The organism is Pimelobacter simplex (genome assembly GCF_024662235.1).
Lineage (GTDB): Bacteria > Actinomycetota > Actinomycetes > Propionibacteriales > Nocardioidaceae > Nocardioides.
Genome location: NZ_CP096276.1, coordinates 1,566,635 through 1,582,703, shown reverse-complemented (window position 1 = coordinate 1,582,703; position 16,069 = coordinate 1,566,635). Strand labels below are relative to the sequence as shown.

Here is a 16,069-nt window from a genome sequence, read left to right as displayed (position 1 = left end):
GCGTAGGTCCTGGGAGACACGCCCTAGACGACGGGGCCGCCTGGCGGCGCGAGGTCGGCCGGGTCGGCACCGCCGTTGCACGAGGCGAACGGCTCGGGCGCGGTGTCCCCCGCGCCGTACTGCTGGACGAAGAGGGTCAGCCGCGGGTCGTCCGGCCCGGTGAGCGCGAGCTGGCGCCCCCAGACCGTGACCACGACCGGCGCCTCCTGGTCCGGGTACGGCGAGAGCAGGCCGTTGGCCGGCAGCAGCCCGGCGAGCGCCCGCACGCCGTCGGCATCGACCTCGTCGGGACGGTAGGTGATCCAGGTGGTGCCGTGCTCCAGGTCGTGGACCGCGTTGACCTCGGGGAGCGGCTCGTCGTACACACCGCACTCGATCCAGACCGGCGCGTGGTCCCCGCCGACCGGCGGCGACTGCGGGTAGTCGTGCTCGGCGCCGGCGCTCAGGTGCTGGAACGTGAGGCCGTCGTACGTGCGGACGGCGGAGAGGTCGTCCCCGGACGCGACCGCCGCGGGCGCGTCGTCGTCCCCGTCGCGGGTCAGGAGGACCGGGACCAGCACGGCGGCGCCCACGAGCACGACCGCGGCCACCAGGGCCAGGACGACGGGGAGGGTGCGGTTGCGGCGTACCGGGGGCGGGGGTGCGGGCGGCGGGTAGAACGGCGGCGGCGGATAGGGCGGCGGCGGGAAGAGCGGCTCGCTCACTCCCCCAGCGCCCTCTCGACGCGCTCCACCTTGGCCGTCATCTCGCCCGCGAACCCGGGCCGGATGTCGGCCTTGAGCACCAGCCCGACCCGCGGCGAGACCGCGGCCACGGCGTCGACGGCCCGCTTGACCACCGCCATCACCTCGTCCCACTCCCCCTCGATGTTGGTGAACATCGCGTTGGTCTCGTTGGGCAGCCCCGACTCCCGCACGATCCGGACGGCGGCGGCCACCGCCTCGGAGACGCCGCCGGTGTCGTCGGCGGCGGAGGGGCTGATGCTGAACGCGACGATCATGCGCCCACGCTAGCCAGACGAGCTCAGCCGGCGTCGGGCGCCCACCGCTCGAGCAGCGCCCGGAACCCCGCCTCCGCCCGCTCCCGCCGCACCGGATCAGGCGGCGCGGCACCGTCCTCCTCGCCTGCGAGCACATCCCGCACCCACGGCGCGATCGCCCGCGGCACCGCCGCCGTGCCGAGCTCGCGGGTCCGCGCCTTGAGGTCGCGCAGCGCGGCCAGCTCCTCCCCCACCTCCGCCGGTACGCCGACCTCGGCGAGCAGCGCGTCGAGCGCCATCGGCGGCACCCCGGCGTGCTCGTCGAGCCAGCGCAGCGTCAGCGCGGGCCGCACGGCGTAGAACACGCGCTTGAGCCGGACCTCGTCGCCGTCGACCGCGTGATCCCACTGGGCGCGGGCGACGTGGGCGTAGTGCCGGCGTACGGCGGCCGGGTCGGCGACGTCGGCCACGAGGGCAAGGAGGTCGTCACGGAAGGCCGGGTCGCCGTCGTACACGAGGGGCGAGCGGAGCCACTCGCCGACGGTCGCGTTGCCCGCGGTCGCGAGCCGGACCGCCTTGGCCAGGTCCCAGCCGTTGACGTCGAGGACCGCGTCGAGCGGCGTCTCGATCACGTCGCGCGCGGGCCACAGGGCCAGGTACGCCGAGACCGGCCGCACGAAGAGGAAGCGGCAGTCGTAGTCGCTGTCCGGCGAGGCGAAGCCCCAGGCCCGGCTCCCGCTCTCGATCGCCCACGGGACGCGGACGCCGTGCTCCGCGGCCACGCCCGCGAGGCGGGCGTCGATGGCGGCGACAGCGGTGGGGTCGAAGGTGTCCGGGATCGTGCGCATGCGCGGCACCGTACGGCAGACGCCGAACGGCCCGCCCCTCCTTGAGGAGGAACGGGCCGTCGGGTTCAAGCAGGTGGTGCGAGCAGGTCAGCCGCGCAGCAGGTTGCGCAGGACGTACTGCATGATGCCGCCGTTGCGGTAGTAGTTCGCCTCACCGGGGGTGTCGATGCGGACGACCGCGTCGAACTCCACGCCCGTGTCGGTGGTGACCTTCACGGTCGAGGGCGTGGTGCCCTCGTTGAGCTCGGTGATGCCGGAGAAGGAGAAGGTCTCCTCGCCGGTCAGGCCGAGCGACGCGGCGCTCTGGCCGGCCGGGAACTGCAGCGGGATGACGCCCATGCCGATCAGGTTCGAGCGGTGGATGCGCTCGTACGACTCGGCGATGACGGCCTTGACGCCCAGGAGCGAGGTGCCCTTGGCGGCCCAGTCGCGCGAGGAGCCGGAGCCGTACTCCTTGCCGGCCAGGACGACGAGCGGGGTGCCCGCGGCCTGGTAGTTGACGGAGGCGTCGTAGACGGTGGTGACCGGGCCGTCCGCGACGGTGAAGTCGCGGGTGAAGCCACCCTCAGTGCCGGGCGCGATCTGGTTGCGCAGGCGGATGTTGGCGAAGGTGCCGCGGATCATGACCTCGTGGTTGCCCCGGCGCGAGCCGTAGGAGTTGAAGTCGCGCGGGGTGACGCCGTTCTCGGTGAGGTACTTGCCCGCGGGCGAGTCGGCCTTGATCGAGCCGGCCGGCGAGATGTGGTCGGTGGTGACCGAGTCGCCGAGCTTGAGCAGGACGCGGGCACCGGAGATGTCGGTGACCGGGGCCGGCTCGTCGGGCATGCCGTCGAAGTAGGGCGCCTTGCGGACGTAGGTCGACGCCTCGTCCCACGTGAAGGTGTTGCCCTCCGGGGTGGGCAGCGAGCGCCAGCGCTCGTCGCCCTTGAAGACGTCGGCGTAGGACGAGGCGAACATGTCGGAGTTGATCGCGCCGGCGATCGTCGACTCCACCTCGGCCGGGGTCGGCCAGATGTCCTTGAGGTAGACCGCGTTGCCGTCGGTGTCGGTGCCCAGCGGGTCGTTGAACAGGTCGACGTCCATCGAGCCGGCCAGCGCGTACGCGACGACCAGCGGCGGGGAGGCCAGGTAGTTCATCTTGATGTCGGGGCTGATCCGGCCCTCGAAGTTCCGGTTGCCCGAGAGCACCGAGACGACGGCGAGGTCGTGCTCGTTGACCGCGGCGGAGACCTCGGGGATGAGCGGGCCCGAGTTGCCGATGCAGGTGACGCAGCCGTAGCCGACGAGGTTGAACCCCAGCTTGTCGAGGTACGGCGTGAGGCCGGCCTTGTCGTAGTAGTCGCTGACGACCTGCGAGCCGGGCGCGAGGGTGGTCTTGACCCACGGCTTGCGGGTCAGGCCCTTCTCGACGGCCTTCTTGGCCAGCAGTGCGGCGCCGATCATGACCGACGGGTTGGACGTGTTGGTGCAGGAGGTGATCGAGGCGATCGTCACCGCACCGTGGTCGAGCGTGAACGTCGTGCCGTCCTCGAGGGTGACCTCGACCGGGTGCGACGGGCGGCCGACCGTGGTCGCCGGGGCGTCGGAGGCCGGGAAGGACTCCTTGCCGGCCTCGTCGGCGTCGCCGTTGGCGACGTAGTCGAGGACGGACTCGCGCCACGACGTCTTGGCGTCGGTGACCTGGACCCGGTCCTGCGGGCGCTTGGGGCCGGCGATCGAGGGGACGACGGTCGCGAGGTCGAGCTCGAGCTTCTCGGAGTAGCGCGGCTCGGCGGCCGGGTCGAGCCAGAGGCCCTGCTCCTTGGCGTACTTCTCGACGAGCGCGATCTGCTCCTCGGAGCGACCGGTCAGGCGCAGGTACGTCGTGGTCTCGTCGTCGATCGGGAAGACCGCGATCGTGGAACCGAACTCCGGCGACATGTTGCCGATGGTGGCGCGGTTGGCGAGCGGCAGCGCCGCGACACCGGGACCGTAGAACTCGACGAACTTGCCGACGACGCCGTGCTTGCGGACCATCTCGGTGATGGTGAGCACGAGGTCGGTCGCGGTCGAGCCGGCGGGCAGCTCGCCCGAGAGCTTGAAGCCGACCACGCGCGGGATGAGCATGGAGACCGGCTGGCCGAGCATCGCGGCCTCGGCCTCGATGCCGCCCACGCCCCAGCCGACGACGCCGATGCCGTTGACCATGGTGGTGTGCGAGTCGGTGCCGACGCAGGTGTCGGGGTAGGCCAGCAGCTCGCCGTCGACCTCACGGGTGAAGACGGTGCGGGCGAGGTGCTCGATGTTGACCTGGTGGACGATGCCGGTGCCCGGGGGGACAACCTTGAAGTCGTCGAAGGCGCCCTGGCCCCAGCGCAGGAACTGGTAGCGCTCGCGGTTGCGCTCGTACTCGATCTCGACGTTGCGCTGGAACGCCTCGGGGGTGCCGAAGACGTCGGCCATCACGGAGTGGTCGATGACCATCTCGGCGGGCGCGAGCGGGTTGATCTTGGTGGCGTCGCCGCCGAGGTCGGCCATCGCCTCACGCATGGTGGCGAGGTCGACGACGCAGGGGACGCCGGTGAAGTCCTGCATGATCACGCGGGCCGGCGTGAACTGGATCTCCTTGTCGGGCTGGGCGTTCTCGTCCCAGCCGGCGAGGGCCTTGATGTCCTCGGCCGTGATGTCCGCGCCGTCCTCGGTGCGGAGCAGGTTCTCGAGCAGCACCTTCAGCGAGAAGGGCAGGCTCTCGACGTCGAGGCCCTCTCCCTTGACCGCGTCGAGGCGGAAGATCTCGTAGGACTTGCCGTCCACGTCCAGGGTGCTCTTGGCGCCGAAGCTGTTCTTGCTGGCCATCGCGTCTCCGTCCTCGTCGACTGAATCGTTGTCGGTAGGTCTCTCGTTCATCCTGCCGCCGCGAGACGGCGTCGGGATAGTGAGGCTGACCTAAGTTCGCAGGGACCCCGGGGAAGGGGAATCTCTTGATATCAAGATACACGAGACCGAGGTAGATCTCCACCGTCCTCGGCGAACTGGGTGACGTACAGCTCCTCGTAGCGCCCGCCCGCGGCGAGCAGCTCCGCATGGGTCCCCTGCTCCACGATCCGGCCGTCCTCGACCACCGCGATCAGGTCCGCCGCACGGATCGTCGAGAGCCGGTGGGCGATGACCAGCGCGGTCCGCCCGACCAGCGCCTCGCCCAGCGCGGCCTGGACGGCGGCCTCCGAGGTCGAGTCCAGGGACGCCGTCGCCTCGTCCAGGATCACCACCCGCGGCTGCTTGAGCAGCAGCCGGGCGATCGTGAGCCGCTGCCGCTCACCTCCGGAGAGCCGGTAGCCGCGCTCCCCCACCACCGTGTCGAGGCCGTCGGGCAGCGCGTGCACGAGGTCGGCGAGCCGGGCCCGGGTCAGCGCGTCCCACAGGTCCTCCTCACGGGCCTCGGGCCGGGCCAGCAGCAGGTTGCCGCGGATCGAGTCGTGGAACAGGTGCCCGTCCTGGGTCACCATGCCGACCGCCCCGCGGATCGCCTCCGCGGTCAGGTCGCGCACGTCCACCCCCGCCAGCCGTACGGCGCCCGCGTCGACGTCGTAGAGCCGCGAGACGAGCTGGGCGATGGTGGACTTCCCCGCGCCCGAGGAGCCGACGAGCGCGACGACCTGGCCGGGCTCCGCGCGCAGCGTGATGCCGTGCAGCACCTCCTCACCGCCGCGGGTGTCGAGCGTGGCGACCGACTCGAGCGAGGCCAGCGAGACCTTGTCGGCGGCCGGGTAGGCGAACCGGACGTCGTCGAGCTCGACCGCGACCGGCCCCTCCGGGACCTGGCCGGCGCCGGGCCGGTCCTGGATGAGCGGCTCCAGGTCGAGCACCTCGAAGACCCGCTCGAAGCTCACGAGCGCGCTCATCACCTCGACGCGCGCGCTCGCGAGCGCGGTCAGCGGGGCGTAGAGCCGGGTCAGCAGCAGCGACAGCGCCACCACGTCGCCCGCGTCGAGGGAGCCGCTGAGAGCGAGCGAGCCGCCCACGCCGTACACGACGGCGATGGCGAGGGCCGAGACGAGCGTGAGCGCGGTGACGAAGGTCGTCTGCACCATCGCCGTCCGCACGCCGATCTGGGCGACCCGGCGCGCACGGGCGGCGAACTCGGCCGACTCCTGCTCGGGGCGGCCGAACAGCTTGACGAGCGTTGCGCCCGGCGCGGAGAAGCGCTCGGTCATCTGGTTGCCCATCGCCGCGTTGTGGTCGGCGGCCTCGCGCTGGACGCCGGCCAGCCGGTGCCCCATCCGCCGTGCCGGTACGACGAACACGGGGAGCAGCACGAGCGCCAGCAGCGTCACCTGCCAGGAGATCCCCAGCATCACCACGACGGTCAGCGCGAGGGTGACCAGGTTGCCGACGACACCCGACAGGGTCTGGCTGAACGCGCGCTGCGCGCCGATCACGTCGTTGTTGAGCCGGCTCACGAGCGCACCGGTGCGAGTCCGGCTGAAGAAGGCGACCGGCATCCGCTGCACGTGGTCGAAGACCGCCGTGCGCAGGTCGAGGATCAGCCCCTCACCGATCCGCGAGGACAGCCAGCGCCCCAGCAGCCCGAACCCGGCGTCGAGGACGGCGAGCCCCGCGATGAGCAGCGCCAGCCCGACCACGACGTCGCGCTGGTCGCCCGCGACGATCGCGTTGACCACCCGACCGGCCAGCACCGGCGTGGCCACCGCCAGGGCCGCGCTGACCACGCTGAGCACGATGAACCCGATCAGCCGGCGCCGGTGCGGCCGGGCGAAGCGCAGGATCCTGCCCGCCGTCTCCTTGTTGAACGCCCGCTTCTCGTCCGGAGTGTTCATGCTCCGGTACACCTGGTTCCAGGCGATCGACTCCATGCTCATGAGCCGACCGTAGAACCTCAAGCCGACTTGAGGACAAGCCGCAAAAAGAATCCGCTCCGACCTGTCGTACCGCCCGCCCTCCGTTCGTGGAGAGGATGGAAGCGCCCCCAACCCGACCCAGGAGGTCACCATGCGCACCCTGATCTACACCGCGTTCGTCTCGATCGACGGCGTCGTCGAGGGCCCCGGCGGCGGCGAGGACTACCGCAACGACGGCTGGACCTTCCAGGACATCGAGTTCCGTCCCGAGGCCTACGAGCTCAAGGGGCGCGAGCAGGAGGAGGCCGGGGCGCTCATGCTCGGCCGGGTGAGCTACCAGGGATTCAGCCCGGTGTGGCCCTCGATGACCGAGGAGTTCCCGAAGTACAACGCGATGCCCAAGTACGTCGTCTCGACCACCCTCGGCGAGGACGACCTCGTCGACAACTGGGGCGAGACCACCATCCTGCGCTCCCTGGACGACGTCGCCGCGCTCAAGCAGACCGAGGGCGGGCCGATCAGCGTCCACGGCAGCGCCACGCTGGCGCGCGGGCTGGCCGACGCCGGCCTCATCGACCGCTACCACCTGCTGGTGTTCCCGGTCGTGCTCGGCGCCGGCAAGCGCATGTGGAGCGAGACCGACAAGGACAAGCAGCAGCTGCGCCTGGTCGAGAGCGAGACCTACGTCAACGGCATCCAGAAGCTCTGCTACGACGTGGTGCGCTGAGCCGGCCCGTCCGTCCCCGCTAGAGGACGACGGTCGGCTTCACGCGGGTCGTCGACCACACCCGCTGCCGGCGGGCGACCAGGCTGGTCAGCGCGAGCGAGCCGACGAGGTACGCCGCGAGCACCAGGACCGCCGTGGTCGCCCGCGCCGGGTCGCCGCCGTACATGAGCTGGCGCAGGCCGTCGACCGCATAGCTCATCGGCAGGATGTCGTGGAGCCAGTGCAGGGGTTGCGGAATCGTCTGCCACGGGAAGGTGCCGCCCGCGGTGACGAGCTGGACCACCATCAGCACCAGCGCCAGGAACTGGCCGGGAGTGCCGAGCAGCGCGTTCATCAGGTGCACGATCGCGACGAACGTGGCCGAGATCAGCATCATGAACAGCCAGGTGCGCATGCCCTCGACGACCCCCACGTCGAGCACCGAGGCCACGACCACGAAAGCGAGCGTCATCTGCGCGGCTCCGATCAGGGCCGGCGGCAGCCAGCCGCCGACGGCGATCCGCAGCGAGTTCTGGTTGGCCGCCAGGGCCCGCGACGAGAGCGGGCGGACCAGCAGGAACAGCACGTAGCCGCCGATCCACGCGGCCAGCGCGAGGAAGAACGGCGCCAGGCCGGCGCCGTAGTTGCGGGCCTGGGCGTTGTTGGCCGACCGTACGTCGATCGGGCTCGCCACCGTCTCGGCGATGCGCTGCCGGGACTTCTCGGTCGTGTCGGGCACCTTGTCGAGACCCGAGGTGAGGCCGTCGCGCAGCCCCTTGGCGCCGCTGGTCAGCTTGCCGAGACCGGCTCGGAGCTCGACCGTGCCGTCGTGCAGGGTGCCGGCGCCGGTGTGCAGCTTGCCGGCACCGGTGACGAGCTGCTTCGAGCCGGCGTGGGCCTGGTCGATCCCGTCGACGAGCGCCGGGGCGGACGCGGCGAGCTGGTCGGCACCGGCCGCGACCTGGGCCGCGCCCGAGGACAGCTTGTCGAGCTGGCGCTTGACCTGACCGGCCTTGGCGTCGACGTCGTGGACGTCGCCGCCGACCCGGTCGTAGATCGCGAGCAGCTGGCGCTGCGCGGCCGGGTCGAGACCGAGCTGGTCCATCCGGTCGGCGAGGTCGCCGCGACCGCGGTCGTAGGCCAGCCGCGCGTCGTGGACCGCACCGGCCACCCGGTCGCCGGCGTCGGCGACCTTCTTGTCCCCCGCCGCCACCTGGCGCGCGCCGTCGGCGAGCTTGCGGGCCTGCGCGGGCAGCGCCGCGGTCTTGGTCGACAGGGTGCCGAGGCCGTCGCGGAGCTTGGTCGCGCCGGTCTGGAGGTCGCCCACGCCGGTGGCGAGCTGCTCGCTGCCGCCGACGAGCTGCTGGGAGCCGCGGCGGGCGTCGCGCAGGCCGTCGTACAGCTGGCCGGCGCCGTCGGCGCCCTGCACCAGACCGGTGCGGACGTCGGCGATGCCGAGCAGGAAGGTGCTCACCGCCTCCTTGGAGACCCGCTCGGAGATCGCGTCGCGGACCTTGGTGGCCACCGTGTTGGCGATCGTCGTGGACAGGTAGGAGTTCGCGTCGTTGGTGAGCATCGTCAGCTTGGCCTGCTCGGGGTCCGAGCCGGCGCTGCTGGTCAGCGCCGCGGAGAAGTCGCGCGGGATGATGAGCGCGAAGTCGTAGGTGCCGTCGTCGACCCCCGCCTGGGCCTCGGCCCGGTCGACCTCGTGCCAGCCGAAGTCCCCGGAGTCCACCAGCTCGTCGGCGACCTCGCGCCCCGCCTCGAGCGTGGACCCGTCGGCGCTGGTGGAGCCGGCGTCCTCGACGACGAGCGCGGTCGGCACCCGGTTGAGCGCGGCGTAGGGGTCGTGGTTGGCGTACAGGTAGAGGCCGGCGTAGATCGTCGGCACGGTGACCAGGGCCAGCACCGTGATCCGGCCCATCCGGATGCTCAGCAGCCGGGACAGCTCGGTCCAGGCGATGCGCAGGGCGTTCATGCGGTGGCCTCCTCGGCACGGTGGGCGGGACCGATCGTGGCGGTGTGCCCGGCGGCCACGTGGTGGCCGGACAGGTCGACGGCGTCGCTGACGGTGACCAGGACCCCGAGCCCGCGCTCGGCGGCGGCCTCGGCGATCGGCCACCAGTCGCGGTGGTGCAGGCCGTGCCGGTCGGGCGAGACGAGCACCAGGAACGCCGCCCCCGGGCGCTCGGCCCCCAGCTCGGCCAGCGTGCGGAGCCGGTCGGCGGCGGCGACGTCCTCGGTCCGGGACCGGGCGCACGCCTCCAGGTGGTGCTCGCGCAGCCAGGCCGAGGCGGCACCGCGGCTCGCGGGCAGCCCGGCCAGGGCCAGCTCCTCGCCCACGATGACCCGGAACGGTACGGCGTCGTCCGGCTCGGTGACGCCCGGGACGTCGACGAGCACGACCGCGCGCTGCCGGCGCTTCGGGTCGGCATCGCCGGCCAGGGTGACCGTGCCACTGCTCAGCGGCAGCCGGCCGGCCAGCACGAGCGCCAGGGCGACGTTGCCGTGACCGGGACGGCCGACCGCGACCACGACCTCGCCCGGGACCAGCGTGAGGGTCGTCGCCTCGAGCAGGCCGTCGACCGCGCCGCCGGTGAGGACCAGGTGCTCCGGGACCGGCACCGGCTCCGGCTCGGGCTCGGGCTCCGGCTCCGCGTCGGTCACGAGGTCCTCGGGCGGCTCCGGGGTCGGGTCCGGCTCAGGCGTCGTCATGGGCGCCAGTCTGCCTGCTCCGGACCGGCCGCAGCGCGCGACGAGCCCGGGCACCCCCGCCACGGGTGGCGGGGCTCACGCGGAGGTGACGGGCTCCAGCAGCGCGACGCACTCGACGTGGTGGGTCATCGGGAAGACGTACATGGCCGTGAGCGTAACCGCGAGCGCTTGCGATCGACTGCGCGCGACAGGCGAAACTAGCCTCTGGCCTGCGGTGATGCCCATCTGGCCGGTTGACGGTGGGCGTGCGGGGTTGAAGGCGTTTGCGAATGAAAGCGAGCCCAATCCGAGCCCTACAGCGCGGCGGAGCCGACGCCTGCAAACGATCACAGGCACTCCCCCACCGGTGGGGCCCATCGACGTGCTTCGTCCACGAGTCGTCAAGATCAGGCGGGTCTGAAGTACGACGCCAACTCATCCCGGATCCTTGATATGTCGACCGAACCCTCCGCATCCATGAGCAGCTTCCCGAGCCGGTTCGGCCAGAGCGCATGAACGCCCCTGGTCGTGAATGCGCCGCCGAAGAGCGGCCAGTCGGCTTCCACAAAGCAAAGTGCACCGGTCACGGGGATGTCGCCAACGACCTCACGGACGAGATTGACTTGCTTCAGCACACCGTCGACCAGCTTGGTGCAGTCCCGGTGACCGACAAGCAACTTCTCGACCCGGGGACGAAGGAGGCCGCCTTCGACCTTCAGTTCAGGTCGACCCTTGTATCGCTTGGCGTCGACCACCCACATGCCAGCAGTCGTAATGGCGATGTGGTCGATGTTCGCTCTCGTCCCCGGGATGCGTCGATCGTGAAGCACCGCGATCGACTCCGACACGAGGGAGTCGAGCCGTGCACCCAGGCGTTCTTCGCCCACCGCTCCCGTCGCCCACGCCTTCGTGCTCTGCTTTTCGTCAGACAGCGCCACGGCGATGCCGCCCAGCCTTCCCCACTTCCGACGGAGACGCTCCTCGTCCATGGCTTTGCGCCGCTCGTACTCGCGCCGAGCCGACGACCCCGCGGCACCGCCGTCATCGCCCGCCTTTTCGACTGGCGACGGCTGGACCTCCGAGGCGTCAGAGAGGGCCACGGCAGCCCCATCCGGACACTCGACACACCTAATGGTCTTCGTGGGCCGCTCATAGATGGCTTCGACGCGGGCGGCAAGCTCTGTCCCGCAGAGACGACACACGCCTGCATACCGAAGCTTCATTCGCTTCTCATCCCGCGAGCCATCGGCCGACATATGCGGCTCCGCGACCACGGCTACACCACCCCCGCCAATGTGACCCGAACTGGCCGAGGAAGTGCGCTCCCGCAATGAGCAGTGCCCACGAGTGCGCCGAAGTTTCGCCATAGGGACTGCCGAGTCGCGGTAGGCGTCAGCCCAAACTGCTTCGCAATCGCATCCTCGACCGCATCCACTTTGCCCGGCCGCCTGACGCCGCGCACAAAGCGGTCCCCAAACGGGTGGTCGGTCTCGGTGAGAACGCGCCCTGCAGGCAGCCACGCAAGAATCTCGCTGCGTCGAACCATCGAGGCGTTGACCGAGAAGTAGCACCCGAGGTCGACGGCTCGTGCGGTTTGTGCCTCGGTGCCCAGCCACCAGTGAAGGACGACCCCTCGATTGGGAATGGCTGACAACGCTTCGAGCACTTCTTCTGTTGCGGAGTAGCTGTGGACGCTCACAATGCGGGGTGTCGCCTGGATGACCGACAGGATCGCCGCGAACGTTTCCTGCTGCGTGCTCAACGGAACCCGAGATGAGCCGTCTAGCCCGACCTCGCTCACGAAGGGAGTGTGCTCGATCAGCTTTGCAAAGCGCGTGGCGTCGAACGCCTTCTGGGCTCCAACGAGACCGGGATGACAACCGACGCCCCAGACCGTCCACCGGTCTGACCGCGTGAGGGCCTGCTCCGCCTCATCCAGCGTCCGCGTAGCAGCGAAGGTGAGGGATCCCAGCGCGTCCAACTCGCTCGGAGCGATCTCCGGCTTGATGTGAGCGTGCATATCGATCGGCGGAAGGCCCCTCACGGGTACAAACTCCCGAGTTCGGCCAGGCCGCGCTGGCAGAGGTCAAGCGCGTCGCGGATCGGATACCCGGTGGGCAGACCCAGAGTGGCTAGGTCTCGGGCCCCCAATCCCCGCTTGAGGAGATTGCGGATGGGTTGCTCAACTGAGTTCTCAGCCAACCAGCGCTGAAGGTCAGTGTTGCCGCCCGGGCTGATGTAGGTCGTGGCGTCGTGCAGGCCCGAGGCTTGGAAGGACGCACGGCGCAGGACGCATCCGAAGCACACGCCACAGGGAATCTCGGAGGAGACTCCAAATGCCCGCTGCCCCGTGAGCCCGCATGAGTGGGTCGAACTGAGAAAGGCGGCTGCCGCGTCAGCACCCACAAGGCTGGCAGCCATCTGGAACATCTCGCCCTTGGTGCTGCTCGCGAATGGGTTCTCGATGGCCCCGTGCGCACCCACCTTGGACAGTGCCGCCGAAAGTCCCAGGAGGAACGTTGGATGCGTCGTTCTTGTCGAAAGGCTCCCCAGACGCTCGGAACCAAGCGGCGGGTTGATCGACGCAAACCCGTTCTCTGGAATCCAGAGTGGGACTTCGTGGATGGATGCCACGGCGAGCCCGAGCGCGAGGAATAGCAGGGATCGAGACCGGCTGCTGGGTTCGGTCGGCCACTTGGAACCGTCGATCCTTGTCGTCCGGCGGGCCAGATGAATCGCGACATGCGCTTGGCCCGGGCCGGCAACTAGGCGCTCAACTTCCTCTGCGACGCGCCTTTGTATTGGGGCAAGGATCGTGTGGCTGAAATGCGACACGAGGACGTGGCGTTCGTCGTCGGCCAACAGCGATCGGGAGTACAAAGCTCCGATGGCCGAGTCGGCACCACCGCTCACCAGCACGACTCGAGAAGGCGGCTCATCGCTCTCGGGGAGTTGCGGCGCATCGTTCGTTGGTTCGTCCTTAACGAACGAGAGGGTCCAAGCATCGCCACTCAGGAATCCGAGGACTTCAGCCAGCTCCGAGGCGGCTGAACGCCACACGCGGGGCGTCGAGACCGGCACCTCAATCTCTAGCGTTCGCTGGTTCCAGTTCGATCCACCGCGGACACGGGGCACGGTGCGGTCGGCCGCGAACGCTGTCACCGCCAGGCGCACGAAGTCGATGTTGAGAGGTCGCACTGATCCCAACGCAGCCGCATTCGGCCCGAGTCCGCCGGTGAAGCTTGAGCGCTCGTCGGTGAGCCAGAAGAACGAGGTCGCCGCATCATCGGGCGAAACGGGCGACGGCGCACTGAGTCGCATTGCGAATCTGGTCATGAGGAGCCGCCGCCGACGATGCCGCGAATGGTTTCCAGTCCATCCTCAACGGCGCGGCTGATCTCGTCCTCGGTCGCGCCGCCAACAGAGAGATTCGCTTGGGCGGCGAGGGCCTCGGCAGCGTCCCGGATGTCCTGCTCCGCGACATCCGCAATCACACTCTGGTTGATCAGGTCGCCGGTCTCGACGAGGAGGGTTTCGGAGATGATCTCGGCGATCGAACGCCGAACAATCTCCTCGGGTGTGGGTACGTACCCGTCAGCCTCTTGTTCGAGAATCCAATCGCCAACGTTGGCAGCGACTCGCCTTTGCTCGTGATCCTCGATCGTGCTGTCGGAGACGCCGCAGGCCATGTCGACGATTCGGCGCAGGACCTCGAAGTCGTCTCCGAGTGCCTGAAGCGCGCCGTAGTCCAACCCGAGTCGCGCGAGTGTCGCTGCGTCGCCTGTGCGATAGGCGTATGCAGCAGCCGCCGCACGCCCCGCACTGCGCGCTGAAGTCGCGGCCGACCGCCGTGGCCCGCCTCCTGTGCGGCCACCTGCGCTGCCTCCACTCGTGCCCGCGCGGCCCCCGCCACCCCCGGGACCGTCTCCGCCGCCGCCACCGGCGGACCTCGGTCGAATCAGATTGATGATTCTCCGGAGGTCGTTCGGATCGAGAGTTGGACGACCGTCCGCCGGTCCAGCTCCGTCCGAAGCCGGGATTGTGTCCAAGTGTCCAGCAACGGCGTCGCGCACGGACTTGCCGTCTCGGCCACCGCTACCTCCGTACGCCCCGCTGGTGCCCATCAGGATGTCGCCTGGGGAGTGAGTGCCGTGTCGATTGCGCGCTTGACGCGGTCGTCGTTGACGCGTCCCTTCCAGGTCGTGAGGACGCTTCGCACCTCGGCGGGATCGGTCGCCTTGAATTGGATGGGCGTAGCGAAGGTGATCTCACTCGTCGGCAGCATGAGGAGCGCGTCCCGTGCGTCTCCCGCAACACTGTGCCGTCGGTTGGCGATACGCAGGATCGCGTTGATGGCTGCCTTCTGCTTGGCGGGCTGGTCACGCATGGTGCGGCCGATGTGCCTGAGCAGATCGGTGGCATCGCCATCGCCGAGGGCATCGAGGTCGCCGTCGGAGACCGATGCTTGTTCGCGCCGCGATTCGGACAGGAGGTTCGCAGCAATGTCGCGGAGCTGCTCGGGCAGGCTCTCATCGACGAGTGTCACGCCCGCGAAGCTGGCCGCAAGCGTTAGGTACGGCGCCAGATCGAGACCACTCAGCGGCGGCGCGAGCTTCGCCCAGCGAATCATCGCCTGGGAATAGTCGGCCACCGCGCTCGTCGCCTTTGCAGCTGCCTTCTTGGCAGGTTGCTTCTTCGTAGTCTGTTCCACGTCGGTTTCCGCAGTGGCATCATCCCCAGAGTCTTCGGCAGCACCGCCAACCGCGACCGGTCGCCCGGCTGCTTCCTCCAAACCCGCGAGTTGGTCCTTCATTTCGCCCTTCGCGAACCAGCCGAGAAGAAGCTTGAACTCCGGCTTCATCAGGGCTTCGAGGGCCATCAACTTCGCAACGACGCTTGGGTCAAGCGAAATGCCACGCCGGGACGCCACTGCCTGACGGACATGCAGGTCGTTGAGGAACCGCTTGATGTAGCGGGGGTTGCCCTGCAACTTCTCGTAGAGCAACGGCGTCAGGCGGGCAGCGAAGGCCAGCTCGTTGTCCATCGACAGGCCCTGGATGTCACCGATGTCGTCGACCGATCCACCCGCCTTGCGGACCTCGGTGCAACGACCGATGAGCTGGTCGAGAACGCTCTGGTCCGTTGCCGACTGAAGTTGAAGAAGCAGAAGGTACGCCTGCGTGTCGAAGTAGCTGAGCGCGGGGAGCGGGATCGTCGTCTGGACGATCTTGTGTAGATACAGCGTTGCGGGGTCATGACGGTCGTCCTCGTCGTCAGGAGCACCGGACGACCTGAACCGGGTCCGGATGGCGTCTGCGACGCGCTCTTCGTCGGCCGCGATGACGAATGACATCTTGGGAACAGCGAGGAAGAGTCGGATGGCTTCGAGGCTGTCGACGACTGTCTCGGGAAGGCACCGATCGAGGTCATCGACCAGGACGACAACCGCACGTAGATGCTGGAGATCGTCGGACGCCATGAGTTCGGCGAACTCATCGCGGAAAGCCTCCAGCCCGCGTGGTTCGTCCTCTTCGCCCTCGGCGGGTTTGACGAGGTCGACAATGCTTCCAACGCTGGGAATCTGCAACATCAGCGAGGAAGTGGCGGCCAGCTTCAGGGCCTTCGCCCAGTCAATCCGCCTGCCGAGTCGAGCGAGGAGATTCTTGGCCTTGTCGGTCGCCGCAGCCGACCCGGCAACTTCTCGTCCCAGCGCACCAAGCACCTCGGCGATGAGCGATTCCTTGATCCCCGTTGCCGGGTCGTACCGCCAGGGGTCCGTCTGGACAACCAAGACCTTCTGTTCGTTGGTCTTGCGGCGATCGAGTTCCTGAGCAACGAGGCCGAGAACCGTTGTCTTGCCGCTTCCCCAACTTCCGGAGAGACCAAGGGCCACCGGGTCGAGGCTGTCGTCGAGGAGCGCGTCAGCGAGGGTCTCGGCGACGGCGTCGAAGGACAAGAGGTCGACACCAGCAGGGTCATCGGACCAGAGCGGCAGTGCGGTCAT

13 protein-coding genes are annotated in these 16,069 nt (G+C 69.4%); 1 reads left to right on the top strand and 12 read right to left on the bottom strand.

The genetic code is table 11. The features are described 5' to 3' along the window. Positions 1-23: 23 nt before the first annotated feature. The 5 genes from M0M48_RS07555 to M0M48_RS07535 form a co-directional block, all read right to left on the bottom strand. Positions 24-704, bottom strand: coding sequence for a DUF3105 domain-containing protein (locus M0M48_RS07555; protein WP_257750669.1), 681 nt, complete (start codon positions 702-704; stop codon positions 24-26). After that, positions 701-1,000, bottom strand: coding sequence for a thiamine-binding protein (locus tag M0M48_RS07550; protein ID WP_257750668.1), 300 nt, complete (start codon positions 998-1,000; stop codon positions 701-703). The genes M0M48_RS07555 and M0M48_RS07550 overlap by 4 nt, the downstream gene beginning before the upstream one ends. 23 nt (positions 1,001-1,023) lie before the next feature. Continuing rightward, positions 1,024-1,827 carry a nucleotidyltransferase domain-containing protein gene (locus M0M48_RS07545; RefSeq protein WP_257750667.1) on the bottom strand — a complete coding sequence of 268 codons (804 nt, stop codon included), beginning with the start codon at positions 1,825-1,827 and terminating at the stop codon, positions 1,024-1,026. 87 nt (positions 1,828-1,914) lie between these two features. Further along, on the bottom strand, positions 1,915-4,662 hold the full coding sequence (acnA, locus tag M0M48_RS07540) for an aconitate hydratase AcnA (RefSeq protein ID WP_257750666.1): 2,748 nt from the start codon (positions 4,660-4,662) through the stop codon (positions 1,915-1,917). Positions 4,663-4,793: 131 nt separating this feature from the next. Next, the gene (locus M0M48_RS07535) at positions 4,794-6,686 is read right to left on the bottom strand and encodes an ABC transporter ATP-binding protein (RefSeq protein WP_257750665.1); all 1,893 of its coding nucleotides are present in this window, start codon (positions 6,684-6,686) and stop codon (positions 4,794-4,796) included. A 130-nt stretch (positions 6,687-6,816) separates the two neighbouring features. On the opposite strand from M0M48_RS07535, the gene M0M48_RS07530 reads away from it, so the two are divergent. Continuing rightward, complete coding sequence (locus tag M0M48_RS07530; protein ID WP_257750664.1) at positions 6,817-7,392, top strand: dihydrofolate reductase family protein; 576 nt, start codon at positions 6,817-6,819, stop codon at positions 7,390-7,392. Positions 7,393-7,411: 19 nt separating this feature from the next. Here the strand turns inward: M0M48_RS07530 and M0M48_RS07525 are convergent, their stop codons facing one another. The 7 genes from M0M48_RS07525 to M0M48_RS07495 form a co-directional block, all read right to left on the bottom strand. Continuing rightward, complete coding sequence (locus M0M48_RS07525) at positions 7,412-9,349, bottom strand: YhgE/Pip domain-containing protein (protein WP_257750663.1); 1,938 nt, start codon at positions 9,347-9,349, stop codon at positions 7,412-7,414. Next, positions 9,346-10,086 carry a hypothetical protein gene (locus tag M0M48_RS07520; protein WP_257750662.1) on the bottom strand — a complete coding sequence of 247 codons (741 nt, stop codon included), beginning with the start codon at positions 10,084-10,086 and terminating at the stop codon, positions 9,346-9,348. The genes M0M48_RS07525 and M0M48_RS07520 overlap by 4 nt, the downstream gene beginning before the upstream one ends. Before the next feature lie 386 nt (positions 10,087-10,472). Further along, positions 10,473-11,288, bottom strand: coding sequence for a nuclease-related domain-containing protein (locus tag M0M48_RS07515; protein ID WP_257750661.1), 816 nt, complete (start codon positions 11,286-11,288; stop codon positions 10,473-10,475). A gap of 53 nt (positions 11,289-11,341) precedes the next feature. Continuing rightward, positions 11,342-12,109 (bottom strand): TatD family hydrolase, encoded by a 768-nt coding sequence (locus tag M0M48_RS07510; RefSeq protein WP_257750660.1) that lies wholly within the window; start codon positions 12,107-12,109, stop codon positions 11,342-11,344. Further along, a complete protein-coding gene (locus M0M48_RS07505) occupies positions 12,106-13,401 on the bottom strand; it encodes a hypothetical protein (protein ID WP_257750659.1) in 1,296 nt (431 codons plus the stop codon). Before M0M48_RS07505 ends, M0M48_RS07510 begins: the two co-directional genes overlap by 4 nt. Further along, entirely contained in the window at positions 13,398-13,817 is a 420-nt protein-coding gene (locus M0M48_RS07500) for a hypothetical protein (protein ID WP_257750658.1), read from the bottom strand. Before M0M48_RS07500 ends, M0M48_RS07505 begins: the two co-directional genes overlap by 4 nt. Positions 13,818-14,188: 371 nt before the next feature. Further along, the gene (locus tag M0M48_RS07495; protein ID WP_257750657.1) at positions 14,189-16,069 is read right to left on the bottom strand and encodes a KAP family P-loop NTPase fold protein; all 1,881 of its coding nucleotides are present in this window, start codon (positions 16,067-16,069) and stop codon (positions 14,189-14,191) included.

Coding starts and splice junctions, on each gene's coding strand:
- M0M48_RS07550 (WP_257750668.1), bottom strand. CDS start 1,000: ATGATCGTCGCGTTCAGCATCAGCCCCTCCGCCGCCGACGACACCGGC.
- M0M48_RS07545 (WP_257750667.1), bottom strand. CDS start 1,827: ATGCGCACGATCCCGGACACCTTCGACCCCACCGCTGTCGCCGCCATC.
- acnA (WP_257750666.1), bottom strand. CDS start 4,662: ATGGCCAGCAAGAACAGCTTCGGCGCCAAGAGCACCCTGGACGTGGAC.
- M0M48_RS07535 (WP_257750665.1), bottom strand. CDS start 6,686: ATGAGCATGGAGTCGATCGCCTGGAACCAGGTGTACCGGAGCATGAAC.
- M0M48_RS07530 (WP_257750664.1), top strand. CDS start 6,817: ATGCGCACCCTGATCTACACCGCGTTCGTCTCGATCGACGGCGTCGTC.
- M0M48_RS07525 (WP_257750663.1), bottom strand. CDS start 9,349: ATGAACGCCCTGCGCATCGCCTGGACCGAGCTGTCCCGGCTGCTGAGC.
- M0M48_RS07520 (WP_257750662.1), bottom strand. CDS start 10,086: ATGACGACGCCTGAGCCGGACCCGACCCCGGAGCCGCCCGAGGACCTC.
- M0M48_RS07515 (WP_257750661.1), bottom strand. CDS start 11,288: ATGAAGCTTCGGTATGCAGGCGTGTGTCGTCTCTGCGGGACAGAGCTT.
- M0M48_RS07505 (WP_257750659.1), bottom strand. CDS start 13,401: ATGACCAGATTCGCAATGCGACTCAGTGCGCCGTCGCCCGTTTCGCCC.
- M0M48_RS07495 (WP_257750657.1), bottom strand. CDS start 16,069: ATGACCGCACTGCCGCTCTGGTCCGATGACCCTGCTGGTGTCGACCTC.